The 20192-nt window shown below is 50.5% G+C and carries 16 protein-coding genes; 5 read left to right on the top strand and 11 right to left on the bottom strand.

Going from position 1 to position 20192, the window contains the following annotated elements; all coding sequences use genetic code 11:
• The first annotated feature begins 90 nt into the window (after nt 1–90).
• Complete coding sequence (elyC, locus tag GN208_RS04905) at nt 91–888, top strand: envelope biogenesis factor ElyC (protein ID WP_004235833.1); 798 nt, start codon at nt 91–93, stop codon at nt 886–888.
• A 59-nt stretch (nt 889–947) separates the two neighbouring features.
• Here elyC and kdsB read toward each other — a convergent pair whose 3' ends face one another.
• From kdsB to serC, 11 genes are all read right to left on the bottom strand, one after another.
• Nucleotides 948–1697: a 3-deoxy-manno-octulosonate cytidylyltransferase gene (kdsB, locus tag GN208_RS04900; protein WP_004235831.1), complete on the bottom strand. Its 750-nt coding sequence runs from the start codon at nt 1695–1697 to the stop codon at nt 948–950.
• 5 nt (nt 1698–1702) lie between these two features.
• Nucleotides 1703–1879: a Trm112 family protein gene (locus GN208_RS04895; RefSeq protein WP_004235830.1), complete on the bottom strand. Its 177-nt coding sequence runs from the start codon at nt 1877–1879 to the stop codon at nt 1703–1705.
• 106 nt (nt 1880–1985) lie between these two features.
• A complete protein-coding gene (locus GN208_RS04890; protein WP_004241772.1) occupies nt 1986–2201 on the bottom strand; it encodes a cold shock domain-containing protein in 216 nt (71 codons plus the stop codon).
• 361 nt (nt 2202–2562) lie between these two features.
• Complete coding sequence (gene lpxK / locus GN208_RS04885) at nt 2563–3546, bottom strand: tetraacyldisaccharide 4'-kinase (RefSeq protein WP_004235827.1); 984 nt, start codon at nt 3544–3546, stop codon at nt 2563–2565.
• Between the two features lie 12 nt (nt 3547–3558).
• Complete coding sequence (msbA, locus tag GN208_RS04880) at nt 3559–5307, bottom strand: lipid A ABC transporter ATP-binding protein/permease MsbA (protein ID WP_162268135.1); 1749 nt, start codon at nt 5305–5307, stop codon at nt 3559–3561.
• A gap of 34 nt (nt 5308–5341) precedes the next feature.
• Nucleotides 5342–7642, bottom strand: a complete 2301-nt coding sequence (locus GN208_RS04875; RefSeq protein WP_004235824.1) for a DNA internalization-related competence protein ComEC/Rec2 — start codon at nt 7640–7642, stop codon at nt 5342–5344.
• A 376-nt stretch (nt 7643–8018) separates the two neighbouring features.
• Complete coding sequence (gene ihfB, locus GN208_RS04870; protein ID WP_004235823.1) at nt 8019–8303, bottom strand: integration host factor subunit beta; 285 nt, start codon at nt 8301–8303, stop codon at nt 8019–8021.
• A gap of 65 nt (nt 8304–8368) precedes the next feature.
• On the bottom strand, nt 8369–10042 hold the full coding sequence (gene rpsA, locus GN208_RS04865; protein WP_004235822.1) for a 30S ribosomal protein S1: 1674 nt from the start codon (nt 10040–10042) through the stop codon (nt 8369–8371).
• A gap of 226 nt (nt 10043–10268) precedes the next feature.
• A complete protein-coding gene (gene cmk, locus GN208_RS04860; RefSeq protein WP_004235820.1) occupies nt 10269–10958 on the bottom strand; it encodes a (d)CMP kinase in 690 nt (229 codons plus the stop codon).
• A gap of 116 nt (nt 10959–11074) precedes the next feature.
• Nucleotides 11075–12352, bottom strand: a complete 1278-nt coding sequence (gene aroA / locus GN208_RS04855) for a 3-phosphoshikimate 1-carboxyvinyltransferase (protein WP_004235819.1) — start codon at nt 12350–12352, stop codon at nt 11075–11077.
• Between the two features lie 85 nt (nt 12353–12437).
• Nucleotides 12438–13523 carry a 3-phosphoserine/phosphohydroxythreonine transaminase gene (gene serC, locus GN208_RS04850; protein WP_004235818.1) on the bottom strand — a complete coding sequence of 362 codons (1086 nt, stop codon included), beginning with the start codon at nt 13521–13523 and terminating at the stop codon, nt 12438–12440.
• A gap of 353 nt (nt 13524–13876) precedes the next feature.
• Between serC and ycaO the strand changes: the two genes are divergently transcribed.
• The 4 genes from ycaO to pflA all read left to right on the top strand — a co-directional run bounded on the left by ycaO (nt 13877) and on the right by pflA (nt 20006).
• Nucleotides 13877–15658 (top strand): 30S ribosomal protein S12 methylthiotransferase accessory factor YcaO, encoded by a 1782-nt coding sequence (ycaO, locus tag GN208_RS04845; protein ID WP_004235817.1) that lies wholly within the window; start codon nt 13877–13879, stop codon nt 15656–15658.
• A gap of 305 nt (nt 15659–15963) precedes the next feature.
• Complete coding sequence (gene focA / locus GN208_RS04840) at nt 15964–16824, top strand: formate transporter FocA (protein WP_004235816.1); 861 nt, start codon at nt 15964–15966, stop codon at nt 16822–16824.
• 54 nt (nt 16825–16878) lie between these two features.
• Nucleotides 16879–19161 carry a formate C-acetyltransferase gene (gene pflB / locus GN208_RS04835; RefSeq protein ID WP_004235815.1) on the top strand — a complete coding sequence of 761 codons (2283 nt, stop codon included), beginning with the start codon at nt 16879–16881 and terminating at the stop codon, nt 19159–19161.
• A 104-nt stretch (nt 19162–19265) separates the two neighbouring features.
• A complete protein-coding gene (gene pflA, locus GN208_RS04830) occupies nt 19266–20006 on the top strand; it encodes a pyruvate formate lyase 1-activating protein (RefSeq protein WP_004235814.1) in 741 nt (246 codons plus the stop codon).
• Nucleotides 20007–20192 lie beyond the last annotated feature (186 nt).

The following is a 20192-nucleotide window of genomic DNA, read 5'->3' as shown; positions in this document are numbered from 1 at the left end:
TATTGTGTCACAGACGTGTCTAATGTCACCCGATTTGTGCAGACTCCTGCCGTTAACCGGTGATAAATCAATCATATTTAAGGTGCGCTCATGCTGTTTGCCCTGAAAAAATACCTCGGCGGTTTTCTGATGCCGCTGCCGTTTATGCTCCTGCTGATCCTGGCCGGATTACTGCTGCTGTGGTTTTCCCGATGGCAGAAAACCGGTAAAACCCTGATCACCGTGAGCTGGCTCGGGCTGGTGCTGCTCAGCCTGCAACCGGTGGCGGATGCTCTGCTGCTGACAACAGAAAAACCGTATGAAAAACGTTATGAGCTCATTACCCCGGCAGAAGTTCAGCAACAGGAACTGCGCTATATCGTGGTGCTCGGCGGCGGCTTTACCTATAACCCGGAATGGTCACCTTCCGCCAACCTGATCAGTAACAGTCTGCCGCGCGTCACCGAAGGTGTGCGCCTTGCACTGCGTTACCCGCAGGCGACGCTGATTTTCACCGGCGGGCCGGGCGCAAACAGTATCAGCAGCGCAGAGGCCGCAGCGCAAGTTGCGCAGTCACTGGGGATCCCTGCTGAACGCACACTGCCGCTGGTATTGCCGAAAGATACCGAAGAGGAAGCCGCCGAAGTGAAAAAAGTGGTGGACGATGCACCGTTCCTGCTGGTGACCTCCGCTAACCATATGACCCGCGCCAAAGCCTTCTTTGATGCGCGCGGCCTGCACCCTATCCCGGCACCGGCTAACCAGCTGGCCGTCACCACCCCGCTGCACAGCTGGGAAAAAACCATTCCTTCCGCGTACTATCTATCACACAGTGAGCGGGTCTGGTATGAAGGGCTGGGGCGGCTCTGGCAGTCAGTAAAATCGTCAGATAATGAAGGACAGGAATAGAAGACAACAAAAACGCGGGTTCAGAAGTGACCCGCGTTTTTGTTTATGACTGATATTTCTCAGCGGGCGGCAAACAATCTGCGCACGGTTTCAAGATCTTCCGGGGTATCAACACCGGTGCCCGGCGCTTCGGATGCCTCCGCGACATGAATTTTTTCACCGTACCAGAGTACACGCAGCTGCTCGAGCATTTCGATTTTCTCCAGCGGGCTGGTTTCCCACTGAATATAGCGGCGGATAAACCCGGCGCGGTAGGCGTAAATCCCGATATGGCGCAGGAAATTATCACCGGCGCTGTCACGGCTGTGCATGAAACGCTCGCGATCCCACGGAATGGTGGCCCGGGAGAAATAGAGCGCATAGCCCTGTTTATCCATCACCACTTTCACCGCATTCGGGTTAAAGGCTTCTTCCGCTGAGGTGATTTTTACCGCCAGGGTGGCCATACCGGCTTCGCTGGCTGCCAGATTTTCAGCAACCTGCGCAATAATACTGTCAGGGATTAATGGCTCATCCCCCTGAACATTCACGATAATCTCATCATCAGCAAACCGGTAGTGATCAATCACTTCCGCCAGGCGCTCGGTCCCGGACTGATGATCTTCGCGCGTCATACAGGCTTCGCCGCCCTCTGCAATCACGGCATCAAATACCGCCTGTGTGTCAGTAGCGACAATGACTCTCGCGGCACCGGAACGTTTTGCCTGCTCCATCACACGGACAATCATCGGCTTGCCGCAGATATCCGCCAGCGGTTTACCGGGCAGACGCGTGGAGGCATAACGCGCAGGAATGATAACTGTAAACATGGAGATTATCCTTCTGAGACCGGCAATTCGCGGGCTTCATTCTCTAATAAGACAGGGATATCGTCGCGGACGGGATAGGCCAGACGGCAGCCTTTGCAGATGAGTTCGAGATTTTGCTTGTCGTAGCTGAGTTTGCCGTGGCAAACAGGGCAGGCCACGATTTCGAGTAAACGGTGATCCATACGTCCCCCAATGAGATAAAAACGTTGGCTCAGAATAACATAAGCCCGGTCTCACCGTTAACTCTGTTGTTGCGATATCACTGAGATAATCGCGTTTTTACCCATATTACAGCGCGATCACATCGTTCGCTGCAATACCATAACTGCCGCGGGTCAGTGAGAATTCCACTTCCTGCCCTTCGCACAGTAATTTGTTACGGGAATTGGCGATCCCGTTACGGGTTACCCAGATATCATCGCCGCCGTTAACCGGGGAGATGAAACCGTAACCTTCTTTCGCGTCATACCATTTAACGCGGCCAAGTTGTAATTGTTTAGACATAGTATTAACTCCTTTTATATCACCAGGAATGGTATACACCCCATCGCTGGTTATGTCTGCTCCGGCCGGGCAACACGGGTGCTCTCTTTGCGAACAGCCACCCGGTAATGAGCAAAACATTATAGTTATTATTTTTTATTCTGATTTGCAGCCGGTCAGACACCTGCTGCAAAACATACCGTTTATCCGCGGGATCCGGTCATCCGCACCACAAGATTAACAAGGTGGTGTGAAAAAATTATGACAGCGGGATCAGAATATGTGTTGACACGCGGATTGGTTGCACAGTGAGATATGAAATACATCACAGAAATACAACTTTTTTGATTAAGCCATATTCAGATAAAAAGCGCAAGTCCCTTTATGCATTTTTTATGTGAGATATGACTTTATCCAGAATTAAATCGGCGGATTTTGCGGGAATGGCGGCACTGACCGGTAAATACCACCAGTCAGTTGCAGAAAAGGCAAAACATTTCACTGCATCCTTCTCTGTCATCAGGAGTGACTGACCGGGTTTTATCAGTGCGGAAAGCTGTTCAGGGCTGTAAGACTGGTGATCCGGAAACGCAATACACTGTGCCGGTGTCACGCCGAGGGAGTTCAGCGTGGCAAAAAAACGCGGCGGGTGCCCGATACCGGCCATCGCCACACACTCACCGATTTCAGCCGCCGGTTTACGGGTGCCGTCAGCCAGGTTAACAGCCTCTCCCGGCACCAGTTGCATAGCGGTTTCCCCGGGTTGTGCGGTACCACCGTTGACAATCACCGCATCCACCTGTTTCAGACGCCCTGCCCGTTCCCGCATCGGCCCGGCAGGCAGCCACCAGCCGTTACCGAAACGGCGTTCGCCGTCAATCACCACGATTTCCATATCGCGCTGTAGTGCGTAATGCTGCAAACCATCATCGGTGATGATCACATCCACCGGTGCATGCTGCAAAATAGCTTCTACCGCTGCGGCACGGTCTGGCGCGACCGCAACCGGCACACCGGTACGGCGGGCAATCAGCACCGGCTCATCACCGGCCTGTGCTGTCGTCGTGTCTTTCGTGATAAGCAGCGGATAATGATCCGATTTACCGCCGTACCCGCGGGAAACCACCCCGGGACGGTAGCCGCGGGCCAGCAGTTGCTCTGTCAACCAGATAACCACCGGTGTTTTGCCGTTACCGCCGGCAGTCAGGTTACCGACCACCACCACCGGTACCGGCATACGGCGGGATTTTTTCAGTCCGCAGCGGAACAGCAGACGCCGCAGACCGCTCACCGCCCCGTACAAAAACGAGAACGGCAGAAGCAGCCAGTAAAGCTTTGAGCGGCCGGACCAAATCTTATCGATCATCAGCAGTGCCGCTTAGTGACCAAACTGCATGTTATAGAGCTGTGCATAGATACCCGGCTGTTTCACCAGTTCATCATGCGTACCGCGCTCCTGCACTTCGCCGTCCTGCACCACGAGGATTTCATCCGCTTTCTCAATGGTGGATAAGCGGTGAGCGATCACCAGACAGGTACGGTTTTTCTGTAACTCATCGAGCGCGGCCTGAATCGCACGCTCAGATTCAGTATCCAGTGCCGAGGTTGCTTCGTCGAGGATAAGGATCGGTGCGTCACGCAGCAATGCACGGGCAATTGCAATACGCTGGCGCTGACCACCGGAAAGCAGAACACCGTTCTCACCGATTTCGGTATCCAGTCCCTTCTCCATCTTATTGATAAAGTCCATGGCATAAGCCATTTCAGCGGCTTTTTCAATCTGCTCGCGGGTGTACTTACCTTCTGTGGCATAAGCGATATTATTCGCGACCGTATCATTGAAGAGGTGAACATTCTGCGACACCAGCGCCACCTGACTGCGCAGTGATGCCAGCGTGTAATCGCGGATATCATTGCCGTCGATCGTAATGTGTCCGCTTTCAATTTCATAGAAACGGGTGATCAGATTGGCAATGGTGGATTTCCCGGAGCCGGAGCGCCCGACCAGTGCCACCGTTTTGCCTGACGGAATAGTGAACGACACATTTTTCAGCGCCGGGTTCTCTTTCCCCTGATAACGGAAAGTCACATTCTCAAACGCCACATCACCTTTGGCATCTTTCAGCACTTTGGTGCCGGTGTCTTTTTCCTGCTCCATATCAAGCAGAACAAACAGTGTCTGACAAGCCGCCATCCCGCGCTGGAACTGGGCGTTCACGTTGGTCAGGGATTTCAGTGGGCGCATCAGGGCAATCATGGAGGAGAAGACCACCGTAATGGAACCGGCACTCAGCGCTTCTTTAATTTCAGGGAAACTGGCGGCAAACAGCACAAATGCCAGCGCAAAGGAGGCAATGATCTGAATAATCGGGTCAGCAATAGATGATGCGGTAACCAGTTTCATGCCCTGGCGGCGCATATGGTTGCTGACTTTATCGAAACGATCATTTTCCACTTTCTGACCGCCGAAAATCAGCACTTCTTTATGCCCTTTCAGCATCTGTTCAGCACTGGCGCTGACCTGTCCCATGCCGCTCTGCATGTTTTTACTGATTTCGCGGAAGCGGACAGAGACTTTGCGGATAACAAAAGCCACAATCGGCGCAATAACAATCAGAATCAGCGACAGCTGCCAGCTGTTGTAAAACATAAGGCTGAACAGCGCAATAATATAAGCGCCTTCACGGACGACCGTAACCAGTGCGCCGGAAGAAGACGAAGCCACCTGTTCGGAATCATAGGTGATACGGGAGAGCAGTGTCCCGGTGGATTGCTGATCAAAGAAGGAAACCGGCATGCCCATCATATGCCGGAACAGGTTACGGCGCATAGTCATAACCACTTTGCCGGACACCCAGGAGAGGCAGTAGCCTGAAACAAAACTGGAGATACCGCGTAACAGCATCAGCCCCAGGATAATCAGCGGCATGATACGGAGAAAATCATTGTCGGCAGTGCCGAAACCTTCATCAAGCAGCGGTTTCAGCAGCGACAGCATAAATGCATCGCCGCCCGCATTGATGACTAACGCAATAGCCGCCACGATGATACCTGTTTTAAACGGTGCGATTGTCGGCCATAACCGGCGGAATGTTTGCCGGGTTGAAATATCAATATCTTTCATTATTGCGTTTACCAATACTAAAAATTAGCTGCCTATATTACCCGTTTACCGGCTGATCTCCAAACCATGCGCTGAACCAGCGGGCGGAGAGATGGGTACGGTAAGTCGCGACGGATACCTCATCAGCAAAAAAGGACACAGAAATCTGGCCGCTGTGCGCAGTATCATGCCACTGCACGCCGAGATTGTGATAGCGACGGCGTACTTTATCAGAAGGCAGACGCCACGGGCTATAGCGCGCAACAGAAACCAGTGCGAAAGCGGGATTTACCGCACGAATAAAAAATTCTGATGAAGAGGTTTTGCTGCCATGGTGCGGAACTTGCAGTACTGTGGCGGAGAGTTCATCTTTATACTTGATCAGCTGTTTTTCTGCCTGTTTTTCGATATCCCCGGTCAGCAAAACCTGATGTTTACCGTCACTGATGCGGATAACACAGGAGCCGTCATTTTTGCTCAGCTGATATTTTTCGTCCGGCCATAACACCTCAAAATACAATGACTGCCACAGCCAGCGCTCCCCGCGGCGGCAGGGTGTATCAGCCTGCGGAATATTGCCTTTGACCACAGCGGCAGGATAAGCACTGCGCAGAGAGCCCAGTCCCCCGGTGTGGTCACGGTGGTCATGGCTGATCATAATCCAGTCCGGGGTCAGGCGGTGATAACGCAGATAAGGCAATACGGTACGCAGCCCGTCATCCCGTGTCCCGAAGCGGTTGCCGGTATCATACACGACCGCCCTGCCGTCTTTTATCACCACCGCCGCCAGCCCGTGCCCGATATCCAGTACGGTAACCGACCATTCAGGCAGCGGAGTTTTCCGCAGATACAGACAGCAACTGAACACCATCCCCGGCAGCAGCAACGGGTGCTGCCGCCACATATCCAGCCTGATGATATAAACAGCCGCCCACATCAGTGGTATCCATATCAGAGCGATGTGTCCGGTAACCATCCACCCTTGTGCCAGAAACGGCAGCGGCCATAATGCCAGCGCCAGAGAGAAATCCGCCAGCGGCAGTGCGGGCCCGATCAATAACCCGGCAAACAGCAGCGGCACCGTCAGAAAGGAGATCACCGGTACCACCCACAGATTACTCAGAAACGACAGAATATTCACGCCGCCAAAGAAATAGCCCTGAACCGGCAGCAGTAACAAAAATAATCCGCATTGATAAGAGAGGAACAACCTGATATTGCGCCACAGGCGGGCAAAAGGTGTCAGCGGGATGAATACATTACTGCGGGAGAAAACGCCGGTGTGATGCCAGAACAGCAATGCGGTAACCGCAGTATAAGACAGCCAGAATCCGGCGGATAAAATTGTCAGCGGATCCGCCAGCAGCAACAGAGCGCCACTGATCATAACAAACTGATACGCCGGCAGATGGTAATGCCGCCAGCGCAGCAGATGCCACAACAGCAGCGCAGACAATGCCCGGCAGGCCGGAACCGCAAACCCGGCCAGCCAGACATAAGCAACAGCGGCACAGACTGACAGCACAGACGGAATAACAGGTGTCACCATACGCAGCGGTAACAGCAGCAACAATAACCGCCCGGCCCACCATCCCCATAACGCCGCCAGCCCGATATGCAACCCGGAAATAGCCACCACATGAGCCACTCCGGTTTCCTGCACCAGTCTGCGCTGCTCTGCGGTGATGCCGCGCCGTTCACCAAATAACAGCGCCGCCATCAGTCCGTTATGCGGCAGGTTATCCATTGCGGGAAGGTATGTCGCAATCATTTTCTGACGCTGATTGCAGTCTGAAGATAGTTTTTCACTGCGTCCCGGCGTCAGAGAAAACAAAACCCGCTCTGACAGTAAATATTGCTGCCGGTTTGACTGTCCTTCATTTAACTGACCGTGTACCGGCCTCAGTACAGGTCGAAATATACGCCAGACTTCACCGGAACATGCCGGTTTAAATGAACCTTTTATTTTTATATTAATAAAAACAGTATCATCATACATTTTATTATTTATATTAATAATCCGCCCTCTGACGGAATAATAGTCAGATGAGTTAATCATGACATCATGGATCATAATATCGATATTATCGGGTAGTTCAGCGGAAAAGAGTGATAATGTATTACCGATATGAATATTTACTGCCAGAAAAGTACCGGCAACAATGCGGATAAAAAAACTCAGCCTGGTGCGGATAAGAAAAAGCAAACAAATACCAGTGAATAACAGCTGGCTTTCTGCCGGTAACAACAACCGCGGAATCAGCAACAGCGGCATATGCCCGGTCACAACAGCAGCCGCAGCGTGCCAGAGCGGCAACGGACGGGGAAACAGATATTTCATCACAGCCATAACAGACATATTACTCACCGGGAAGGTAAACAGGCCGGTATTATGTTATGACGGGTATCACGTGTTATTACGATAATAGAAAAATGCGTGTCGTCACGAATTTATATTTCAGGCATACAAGTAATCAATTATTTTATGCGAGTCAACTCACAATTATTTGCTTAATTATAAACACTGTCTAATTTCCAATAGTATTTTATGGCGAACTGAATATGATGTCACCGGTAACCTATTATTAATAAACGAATTCAACTTGCCAACACCAGAACCTTACACAACCATAATTTATTAATACAATATTAACATTTTTATAATAATGATAATTTAATGTTTGCTGCAAAAAAAATGACGCCGGTGGCGTCATTTTTATTATCTCTGTCAATAATCAAGCATAGATATTTGCGCGGTCGCGTAACTCTTTGCCCGGTTTGAAGTGAGGAACGTGTTTACCTTCCAGTTCCACCTGTTCGCCGGTTTTCGGGTTACGACCTACCCGCGGTGCACGGTAGTGCAGAGAAAAACTGCCGAATCCACGGATTTCAATACGTTCGCCGTCAGCAAGCGTATTTGCCATATGCTCAAGGATCTCTTTTACTGCTTCTTCAACAACTTTAGCCGGAAGATGAGATTGTTGGCCTGCCAGCTTCTCAATCAGTTCAGATTTGGTCATATAACCTCCTGGACTACCCTGATTATCATAAAAGCAGACCGCTTGCGCGGCCTGCTGCTGCTTAATTACTCGCCTTTAGCTGCTTTGAAAGCTTCTGCCATTGCGTTGTTAGAGAAGCCAGCTTCTTCCTGCTTGTTCACAGTAGCGATAGCGTCTTTTTCATCCGCTTCGTCTTTTGCACGTACAGACAGGTTGATTACACGGTTTTTACGATCAACACCAGTGTATTTAGCTTCAACTTCATCACCAACGCTCAGAACCAGAGTAGCATCTTCAACGCGATCGCGTGAAGCTTCTGATGCACGCAGGTAACCTTCAACGCCATCCATCAGCTCAACAGTTGCGCCTTTAGCGTCTACTGCAGTTACTTTACCGGTGACGATAGCACCTTTCTTGGTAACAGCGGTGTAGTTGTTGAACGGATCTTCAGCTAACTGCTTAACGCCCAGAGAGATACGCTCGCGCTCTGCATCAACCTGCAGAACAACAGCTGCGATTTCGTCGCCTTTTTTGTATTCACGTACTGCTTCTTCGCCTGCAACGTTCCAGGAGATGTCAGACAGGTGAACCAGACCATCGATGCCGCCATCTAAACCAATGAAGATACCGAAGTCAGTGATTGACTTGATTTTACCTTCAACGCGGTCACCTTTGTTGTGAGTTTCCGCGAACTGCTGCCATGGGTTAGATTTGCACTGCTTCAGGCCCAGGGAGATACGACGACGTTCTTCGTCGATGTCCAGAACCATAACTTCAACAACGTCGCCCACGTTAACAACTTTAGATGGGTGGATGTTTTTGTTGGTCCAGTCCATTTCAGAAACGTGTACCAGGCCTTCAACGCCTTCTTCGATTTCAACGAAGCAGCCGTAGTCAGTCAGGTTGGTCACGCGACCGGTCAGACGGGTGTTCTCAGGGTAACGCTTAGCGATTGCGACCCAAGGATCTTCGCCCAGCTGTTTCAGGCCCAGAGATACGCGGGTACGTTCGCGGTCGAATTTCAGCACTTTAACAGTGATTTCGTCGCCGACATTCACGATTTCGCTTGGGTGTTTAACACGTTTCCACGCCATATCAGTGATATGCAGCAGACCATCAACGCCGCCCAGATCAACGAATGCACCGTAGTCAGTGAGGTTCTTAACGATACCTTTAACTTCCATGCCTTCCTGCAGGTTTTCCAGCAGCTGATCGCGCTCTGCGCTGTTTTCTGACTCGATAACTGCACGACGGGAAACAACCACGTTGTTGCGTTTCTGATCCAGCTTGATTACTTTGAACTCAAGCTCTTTGCCTTCCAGATGCGTGGTGTCACGAACAGGACGCACGTCAACCAGTGAACCCGGCAGGAACGCACGGATGCCGTTCAGTTCGACAGTGAAACCGCCTTTAACTTTACCGTTGATAACACCGGTAACAGTTTCAGCTTCTTCGTATGCTTTTTCCAGCATCAGCCATGCTTCGTGGCGTTTTGCTTTCTCGCGGGACAGAACAGTTTCACCGAAACCGTCTTCTACTGCGTCCAGAGCAACATCAACTTCGTCGCCAACCTGGATTTCCAGCTCGCCCTGAGCATTTTTGAACTGTTCTACCGGGATAGCAGATTCTGATTTCAGACCTGCGTCAACCAGAACTACGTCTTTATCGATAGCGACAACAGTACCACGGACGATAGCGCCCGGACGGGTTTCGATAGCCTGCAGGGATTCTTCAAAGAGTTGAGCAAAAGATTCAGTCATGTTTGATCTTCAAGTGTTTAAGTATTAACGTCCATTTAGCATCCGGCCGAATGGGGTTGCTTCACATACCTTGCAACATTCCTTGTCACAAAGGGGTGGCAGAAAACTGCTTCTTTGCCTTGTTCTCTGCCGGTAAAAAACTTCAACTTAACATTATAAACAAAAACGAATACAGAAACCTACTAAAAAACACGTTTTCAGTCAGATTTTCCGCAAATTTTGTTTATCATTCCGCCGTTTCTGCCAGTTTTTCCTTCGTATAACGAAGAGCTTCGGCAATAACGTCGTCAATTGACATGGTTGTTGAGTCCAGAATCAGCGCATCGCCGGCAGCCACCAGCGGGGCAACCGCACGGTTGCGGTCGCGGAAATCACGCTCTTCTATCTCAGCAAGAAGGCGGTCAAAATTAACACTAAAGCCTTTGTCCTGCAACTGCTTCATCCGGCGGTGGGCGCGCTCCTGCGCACTCGCGTCGAGGAAAATTTTCACCGGGGCATCCGGGAATACTACCGTGCCCATGTCGCGGCCGTCGGCAATCAGGCCCGGCGCCACACGGAATGCGCGCTGACGGCGCAGCAGAGCTTCACGGACACGCGGGAACGCCGCGATTTGCGAGGCTGTCATACCCACTTCTTCCTGACGGATAGCCCGGCTGACATCCTCACCTTCCAGAATTGTCTCAGGGCCGGTGTCTTTTGCCAGGAATTTCACATCCAGATTAGCCGCCAGCGGAACCAGTGCATCTTCCGAGGTGATATCCACATGATGATGCAGTGCCGCCAGTGCCAGAACGCGGTAAATTGCGCCGGAGTCCAGTAAATGCCATCCCATTTCGTTTGCCAGTGCGTGACAAAGGGTGCCTTTGCCCGCGCCGCTCGGGCCGTCAATGGTAATGACCGGAACATATACTGCCATGCGCGCTCTCCTGTCGCAGTCCGGCGGCCGTCACAACGGCCGCCTGAAAAAAGATGCCCGTATTATACGCATCTGTGACAGCAGAGGAAACGCCCTGCGCGCAGAACAGCGTTTTTTTATTCTGACAGTGCCGCCAGCTCACTGAAGTAGCCGGGGAAGGTTTTTGCCGTACAGCCCGGATCGAGGATCGTGACCGGGGTGTCTGACAGTGCCACCAGCGAGAAACACATGGCGATGCGGTGATCGTTATAGGTTTCAATTTCCGCATGCTGCAGTTTTGCCGGCGGGGTGACCTGAATGTAATCATGCCCCTCTTCCACCTGTGCGCCGACTTTACGCAGTTCAGCTGCCATTGCACTGAGACGGTCTGTCTCTTTCACCCGCCAGTTATAGATATTGCGGATAGTGGTTGTCCCTTCGGCGAACAGCGCAGTAGTGGCAATCGTCATCGCCGCATCCGGGATGGCGTTCATATCCATATCGATGCCGTGCAGAGTATCGCGGGTACATTCAATGTACGTGTCCGCAAATGTCACTTTCGCGCCCATTTTTTCCAGCACTGCCGCAAATTGCGTGTCACCCTGCAGACTGTTACGCCCGATGCCGGTAACCCGCACGGTGCCGCCTTTAATGGCTGCCGCCGCGAGGAAATAGGAGGCGGATGACGCATCCCCTTCCACCAGATATTCACCCGGGGACTGATACTGCTGTTTTCCTTTGATCAGGAAACGCCGGTAATCTTCATTCACCACCGTGATGCCAAAAGAGGACATCATCGCCAGCGTGATATCGATATACGGTTTGGAGACCAGTTCGCCCGAGATGGTAATTTCGGTGTCATTCTCTGCCGGTGGTGCGGCCATCAGCAGCGCGGTCAGAAACTGGCTGGATACGGAACCGTCCACACTGATACGGCCACCGGTAAAACCACCGCGGATCCGCAGCGGCGGATAACCGTCATTCTCAGGGAAATCAATCTGTGCGCCGCCCTGGCGCAGTGCATCGGTCAGATGACCAATCGGGCGCTCTTTCATACGCGGTTCGCCGGTCAGGGTAATGTCATTATCCCCGAGACACAGTGCCGCCGTCAGCGGGCGCATCGCCGTTCCGGCATTGCCGAGGAACAGCTCAATACCTTTAAATCCGCTGATCGGTTTGCCCTGACCTTCCACAATACATTCGGTTTTGTCGTCAGAAAGCTGATAACGGATCCCCAGTTCCCGCAGTGCGCTGAGCATATGGCGGATATCATCGCTGTCGAGCAGGTTGATAAGGCGTGTTGTGCCCGCTGCCTGTGCCGCCAGCAGCAGTGCCCGGTTGGAGACACTCTTGGAGCCGGGCAGGTTAATCGTCCCGTTAATGCGGGCGATGGGTTGTAACGTCAGGGAATCCATACGAAGTTATTCTCCGGTGTGTAAACATAAAAACGAAAAACGGGGCCGGATGCTTACCCGGTCCCAGAAAAATGTCTGCAAAAAATCAGCTGTGACGGCTTTCAAACTCCGCCATAAATTCAGCCAGTGCGCGCACGCCTTCATACGGCATCGCATTATAAATGGAGGCGCGCATCCCGCCGGCGACTTTGTGCCCTTTCAGGGAGACCAGTCCCTGTGCCTGTGCTTCGGCGAGGAATTTGCTGTCCAGTGACGGATCAGACATCTGGAACGGCACGTTCATCAGGGAACGGTTGGCCGCCGCCACACGGTTAATATAGAAATCACTGTGATCCACCGCAGAGTAAAGCAGTTGTGCTTTATCATAGTTGATCCGGGCGATTTCCTGTAAACCGCCCTGTTCAATCAGCCACTTAAAGACCATGCCGGAGAGATACCAGGCAAAGGTCGGCGGGGTGTTGAACATGGAGTCACATTCACTCAGTACGGTATAGTCGAGGATGGACGGGGTTTCTCTGCGCGCTTTGCCCAGCAGATCCTCACGGATAATCACCAGGGTCAGCCCGGCCGGGCCGATATTTTTCTGCGCGCCCGCATAAATCATCCCGAAACGGCTGACATCCAGCGGTTTGGACAGGATGGCCGAGGAGTAATCCGCAATCACGATTTTATCGCCGAAATCCGGCTCTTCATGGATAGCGATACCATCAATGGTTTCATTCGGGCAGTAGTGAACATAGGCTGCATCATCACTGAGCTGCCATTCGCCCATCGGCTTCACGCCGATACCGTCTTCCGATTCGGTTCTGACATTAATAATGTTCGGTGTGCAATATTTTTTTGCTTCTTCTGCCGCACATTCCGCCCAGTATCCGCCCACCACATAATCCGCTTTGGTTTTCTCGCCCAGCAGGTTCATCGGCAGTGCGGCAAAATGTCCGCGTGCGCCGCCGTGACAGAACAGCACTTTATAGTTATCCGGCACCGCGAGGATCTGACGCAGATTATTTTCCGCTTCCTTTGCCACCGACATAAACTCTTTACTGCGGTGACTGATTTCCATGACTGAGGTGCCGAGCCCGCGCCAGTTGCACAGTTCCTGCTCAGCACGGCGCAGCACTTCTACCGGCAGCATAGCCGGACCGGCACTAAAGTTATATACCTGACTCATTGACCTCACCCTATCTGTAAATTAATGCCCTGTATATCCATCATATGAATACGCCCTGTCTGTCGGTTTTATCACTCCCCACCCTTCGCTGCAACGCTTATTGCATGATGGGCGGTAAACCCTTTTTGTCGCCCGGCAGAATATCTGACTGCCTCTGACTATCAGATTGGGATATTATATAATGTATTTCCGGGGATTCATGACAGACGGCGGAAATACAGCGGAATAACCCGGTGGTAACTTTACATTCACAAAGGTAGCCGCTGACACGAAAAATCCGTATTATGTGCGCCTTTCTTCCCCGGTATTCCTGAGTCCGCGTGCAGCGGGCCGTTACAGCAATTGTGGATCCCATGACGCAAACACATACTTTTATTCCCGGCAAAGATGCCGCTCTCGAAGATTCCATCAGCCGTTTTCAGCAGAAACTGCAGCAACTGGGTTTCAATATAGAAGAAGCCTCGTGGCTCAACCCGGTGCCGAACGTCTGGTCCGTGCATATCCGTGATACTGACTGCCCGCTCTGCTTTACCAACGGCAAAGGGGCCACTAAAAAAGCCGCGCTGGCCTCCGCCCTGGGCGAGTATTTTGAGCGTCTGTCCACCAACTACTTTTTTGCTGATTTCTGGCTGGGCGAAACCATTGCCAACGGGGAGTTTGTTCACTATCCGGATGAGAAATGGTTCCCGCTGACAGAGGATGACTCACTGCCGGACGGTATTCTCGATCAGTATCTGCGCGATTATTATGATCCGGAAAATGATTTGCAGGGCAGCCAGCTGATTGACCTGCAATCCTCCAATGAGGAGCGCGGTATCTGCGCCCTGCCGTTTACCCGCCAGTCTGACGGCAAAACGGTATATATTCCGATGAATATCGTCGCCAACCTGTATGTGTCCAACGGCATGTCCGCCGGGAACACCCGCAATGAAGCCCGCGTGCAGGGATTATCGGAAGTCTTTGAACGTTATGTGAAAAACCGCATTATTGCTGAGCGCATCAGCTTACCGGCGATCCCGGAAGAGGTGCTGGCGCGTTATCCGCAGGTCACTGAGTCAATCCGCACCCTGGAAAGCGAAGGTTTCCCGATCTTCTGTTTTGATGCCTCTCTCGGCGGTCAGTATCCGGTTATCTGTGTGGTGCTGTTTAACCCGGCCAACGGTACCTGTTTTGCCTCTTTCGGCGCTCATCCTGATTTCGGTGTTGCACTGGAGCGGACTGTCACTGAGCTGTTACAGGGACGCAGCCTGAAAGACCTCGATGTTTTCACTGCACCGACCTTTGATGACGAGGAAGTGGCGGATCAGACCAACCTGGAAACTCACTTTATTGATTCAAGCGGCCTGATCAGCTGGGATCTGTTTAAACAGGATGCGGATTATGATTTCGCTGACTGGCAGTTCCGCGGCACCACCGAAGAAGAATTCACCACACTGATGGCACAGTTCGCGGCATCCGGCCACGAAGTGTATATTGCCGATTATGAGCATCTCGGTGTGTATGCCTGCCGTATCCTGGTGCCGGGCATGTCAGATATCTATCCGGTGGAAGATTTGCATATGGCCAATAACGCCATGGGTATTCATCTGCGTGAAACCATTCTCGCGCTGCCGGAAAGCCGTTACCGTCAGGAAGATTATCTCTCTCTGCTGGCGCAGCTGGATGAAGAAGGCCATGACGATTTTACCCGTGTCCGTGAATTGCTGGGCATTGCCGCCGGTAAAGATAACGGCTGGTCCACCCTGCGCATCGGTGAGCTGAAATCCATGCTGGCACTGGCCGGTGGTGATACCGATCAGGCGCTGGCCTGGGTGGAGTGGACACAGGACTTCAACGCCAGTGTTCTCAGTGCCGCACGGGCAAACTATTACCGCTGTCTGCATACCCTGCTGCTGTTAACGCAGGAGCCGGAGCGGGACACAGAACAGTACCTGCCGGCGTTTGCCCGTATGTATGGTCAGGAAACCCTGAATGCGGCGCTGGATGCCCTGAACGGCAAAAATTGTTTCTTCGGGTTATGTGCATCAGATAATAATTTAACGGCATTTCCTGCTCATCAGGCACTGCTGGCAGCTTATGAAAAACTGCAAAAAGCAAAAGCGCATTTTTGGCCAAACGATAAAAATGCGATTTAATCGTCGTAAATAGCAATAAACGTAAATATTAGGTTAATTTGTTCGTTTTAAGTAACACAAAAACGACAAGTTAACCTGATTTTTTACTTTAATTAAATAAAAAACAAAAAATAAAAATATATTACAATTTTTAAAAAATTGTTTTTCCTTTATATACATAAACTTACATTGATTTTTCAACTTTTTTCAGGGTATTTGACGATTCTCTTGAACGCCTTTATGATCCACATCAAGTTTAATTTTTTCACCCTTTGTTACTATCATTGCGTGCTATAATTATTTGGAATCAAGAGACAGTTAGCATTATGAAAACTGACGCACTTTTTAATTTATTATCTCCTGCCGATATGGCACATGTTGCAGACGATGTGGGTGTCTATAAAGCAACGAAAGCCCCTCACATCACATACTTATCTGCATTTATGGCAGGAATATTCATCTCAGTAGGTTTTGTCTTTTATATTACAGCCACCACCGGTACCGCAGGCATAGTGCCTTTTGGTATCGCTAAACTTATCGGTGGTTTATGTTTCTCGCTCGGTCTGATGCTGGTTGTGGTTTGCGGGGCTGACTTATTCACCTCCACCGTATTAACCAGCGTGGCAAAAGCCACCGGGCGTATCACCTGGGGACAGATGTTTGCAAACTGGACCCGCGTGTATTTCGGTAACCTGGTCGGCGCCCTCTTCTTTGTCGCCCTCATCTGGTACGCCGGACAGTATATGGCAGCCGACGGGCTGTGGGGATTAAATATCCTGCAAACAGCGGATCATAAGCTTCATCACACCTTTATTGAAGCCGTCTGTCTCGGGATTCTGGCAAACTTAATGGTTTGTCTGGCGGTATGGATGAGCTACGCAGGCCGTAGTCTGACCGATAAACTTTTAGCTTTAGTCTTACCTATCGGTATGTTTGTTGCCAGCGGATTTGAGCACAGTATCGCCAATATGTTTATGATCCCGATGGGGATTGCGATTAAAAATTTTGCACCTTCTGAATTCTGGACTATGGTTGGTTCGTCGCCTGAACAGTTTCCGTCCCTGACAGTTTCTGATTTCGTGATTAACAACCTGATTCCGGTCACCATCGGCAACATTATTGGTGGTGCAGTTTTAGTAGGTCTGACTTATTGGCTGATTCATTTACGCGGTGACCAGAAGCATTAATCTCTGTTTATCACGACTGAATTTCTAAGTTCCATTGTTAAAAGGTAAAGTATCATGTCAGAATTAAATGAAAAATTCGCTTCAGCATGGCAAGGCTTTAATCTGGGTGACTGGTCACAGGAAGTTAACGTCCGTGACTTTATCCAGAAAAACTACACCCCATATGAAGGCGATGAGTCTTTCTTAGCGGGCGCTACAGAGGCAACAACTGCTCTGTGGGCGAAAGTTATGGAAGGCATCAAAATCGAAAACAGTACCCACGCTCCTATCGATTTTGACACTGATCTGCCGTCTACTATCACTTCTCACGATGCCGGTTACATCGACCAGTCTTTAGAAAAAGTCGTTGGTCTGCAGACTGAAAAACCTCTGAAACGTGCAATGCTGCCGTTCGGTGGTATCCGTATGATCGAAGGTTCATGCAAAGCCTACGGCCGCGAAATGAACCCGGAAATCGAAAAAATCTTCACCGAATACCGTAAAACGCACAACCAGGGTGTGTTCGACGTTTATACTCCGGACATCATCCGCTGCCGTAAATCCGGTGTTCTGACCGGTCTGCCTGACGCATACGGCCGTGGTCGTATCATCGGTGACTACCGTCGTGTTGCACTGTACGGTATCGACTTCCTGATGAAAGACAAATTCGCACAGTTCACTTCTCTGCAGGCTAAATTAGAAAGCGGCGAAGATCTGCGTGAAACTATCCAGCTGCGTGAAGAAATCGCAGAACAGCACCGTGCATTAGGCCAGATGAAAGAAATGGCTGCCAAATACGGTCTGGATATCTCCCGTCCTGCTGCTAACGCTCAGGAAGCTGCACAGTGGACTTACTTCGGCTACCTGGCTGCTGTTAAGTCTCAGAATGGTGCTGCAATGTCCTTCGGCCGTGTTTCCACATTCCTGGACGTTTACATTCAGCGTGACCTGGAACAAGGTAAAATCACCGAAGTTGAAGCTCAGGAAATCGTTGACCACCTGATCATGAAACTGCGTATGGTCCGCTTCCTGCGTACCCCTGAGTATGATGAACTGTTCTCCGGTGACCCAATCTGGGCAACAGAATCACTGGCAGGTATGGGTACCGACGGCCGTACTCTGGTAACCAAAAACAGCTTCCGTTTCCTGAACACCCTGTACACCATGGGTCCTTCACCGGAACCAAACATGACCATCCTGTGGTCTGAAAAACTGCCTCTGAACTTCAAACGTTATGCAGCTAAAGTGTCTATCGATACCTCTTCTGTACAGTATGAGAACGATGACCTGATGCGTCCTGACTTTGATAACGATGACTACGCAATCGCATGCTGCGTGAGCCCGATGGTTGTCGGTAAACAAATGCAGTTCTTCGGTGCCCGTGCAAACATGGCTAAAACCCTGCTGTATGCAATCAACGGCGGTGTTGACGAAAAACTGAAAATCCAGGTTGGTCCTAAACACGAACCAATTCACACAGATGTTCTGGATTATGATGTTGTTATGGCTCGTCTGGATGAATTCATGGACTGGCTGGCAACTAACTATGTAACTGCACTGAACTGCATCCACTATATGCACGACAAGTACAGCTACGAAGCAGCTCTGATGGCTCTGCATGACCGTGACGTATATCGTACTATGGCATGTGGTATCGCAGGTCTGTCTGTTGCAGCTGACTCCCTGTCTGCTATTAAATATGCGAAAGTAAGCCCGATTATTGACGAAAGCGGCCTGGCTGTTGACTTCAAAATCGAAGGCGAATATCCGCAGTTCGGTAACAACGACTCCCGTGTTGATGACATCGCATGTGACATCGTTGAACGTTTCATGAAGAAAATTCAGAAACACCACATGTACCGTAACGCGGTTCCTACACAGTCAATTCTGACCATCACTTCTAACGTTGTGTATGGTAAGAAAACCGGTAACACTCCGGACGGCCGTCGCGCAGGCGCTCCGTTCGGACCAGGTGCTAACCCTATGCACGGCCGTGACCAGAAAGGTGCTGTTGCCTCTCTGACTTCCGTTGCTAAACTGCCGTTTGCTTACGCGAAAGATGGTATTTCTTACACCTTCTCTATCGTACCAAACGCATTAGGTAAAGATGACGATGTTCGTCGTACTAACCTGGCAGGCCTGATGGATGGTTACTTCCACCACGAATCAAGCATCGAAGGTGGTCAGCACCTGAACGTGAACGTAATGAACCGTGAAATGCTGTTAGAAGCAATGGAAAATCCTGAGAAATATCCTCAGCTGACTATCCGTGTTTCAGGCTACGCAGTTCGTTTCAACTCACTGACTAAAGAACAGCAGAAAGACGTTATTACCCGTACATTCACAAAATCCATGTAATTTGTGCGGTAACCATTTGCTGTCTTATTAAAATGACATAAACTAAAAGGCCCCTCTGTTTCGGGGCCTTTATTATAACTGGTCAGTTTTGGAGTAATCCTGTCATGTCAGTATTAGGTCGTATTCACTCATTTGAATCCTGCGGGACCGTTGATGGCCCGGGCATTCGTTTTATCGTCTTTTTCCAGGGCTGTCTGATGCGTTGCCTGTATTGTCATAACCGCGATACATGGGATCTGCATGACGGTCAGGAAGTCACTGTGGACGAGTTAATGAAAGAAGCGGTCACATACCGCCACTTTATGAATGCATCCGGCGGCGGTGTGACAGCATCCGGTGGTGAAGCGATACTGCAGGCTGAGTTCGTGCGTGACTGGTTCCGTGAGTGTAAAAAAGAAGGTATTCACACCTGCCTGGATACCAATGGTTTTGTCCGCCGTTATGACCCGGTCATTGACGAGCTGATGGAAGTAACCGATTTGGTTATGCTGGATTTAAAACAACTCGATGACAGCATCCACCAGAATTTAGTCGGCGTATCCAATCACCGCACATTACAGTTCGCCCGTTATCTCGCTGAACGCAATCAGAAAACCTGGGTACGCTATGTCGTCGTGCCGGGCTGGTCTGATGATGAGCATTCCGCCCACCTTCTCGGTGATTTCACCAAAGATATGAAGAATATCGAGAAGATTGAACTGCTGCCTTACCACGAGTTAGGAAAGCATAAATGGACGGCAATGAATGAAGAATACAAACTTGATGGTGTTAAGCCGCCGTCAAAAGAGACCATGGAAAAAGTGAAATCCATCCTGGAAAGCTATGGTCATAAAGTGATGTATTAAGTTATCTCACTGCTATTTCTGACAGCACACCCCGGTGTGCTGTTTTTATTTGTATCCCCCCTGTTCGTTTATCTTTTGTTTTACTTACCGGGCGGCGTCTGAAACCGAAGAAGAATAAAATTTAAGATTTAAAAACCAATAAAATACATCTCCTAGCAGAGCCGGAAATAACTAAATCTGCAACCT

The sequence above is a fragment of the Morganella sp. HSTU-ASny43 genome, assembly GCF_022819185.1.
Lineage (GTDB): Bacteria > Pseudomonadota > Gammaproteobacteria > Enterobacterales > Enterobacteriaceae > Morganella > Morganella morganii.
Note: the sequence above shows the minus strand (reverse complement) of the source record. Positions and strands in the feature narration are given on the sequence as shown.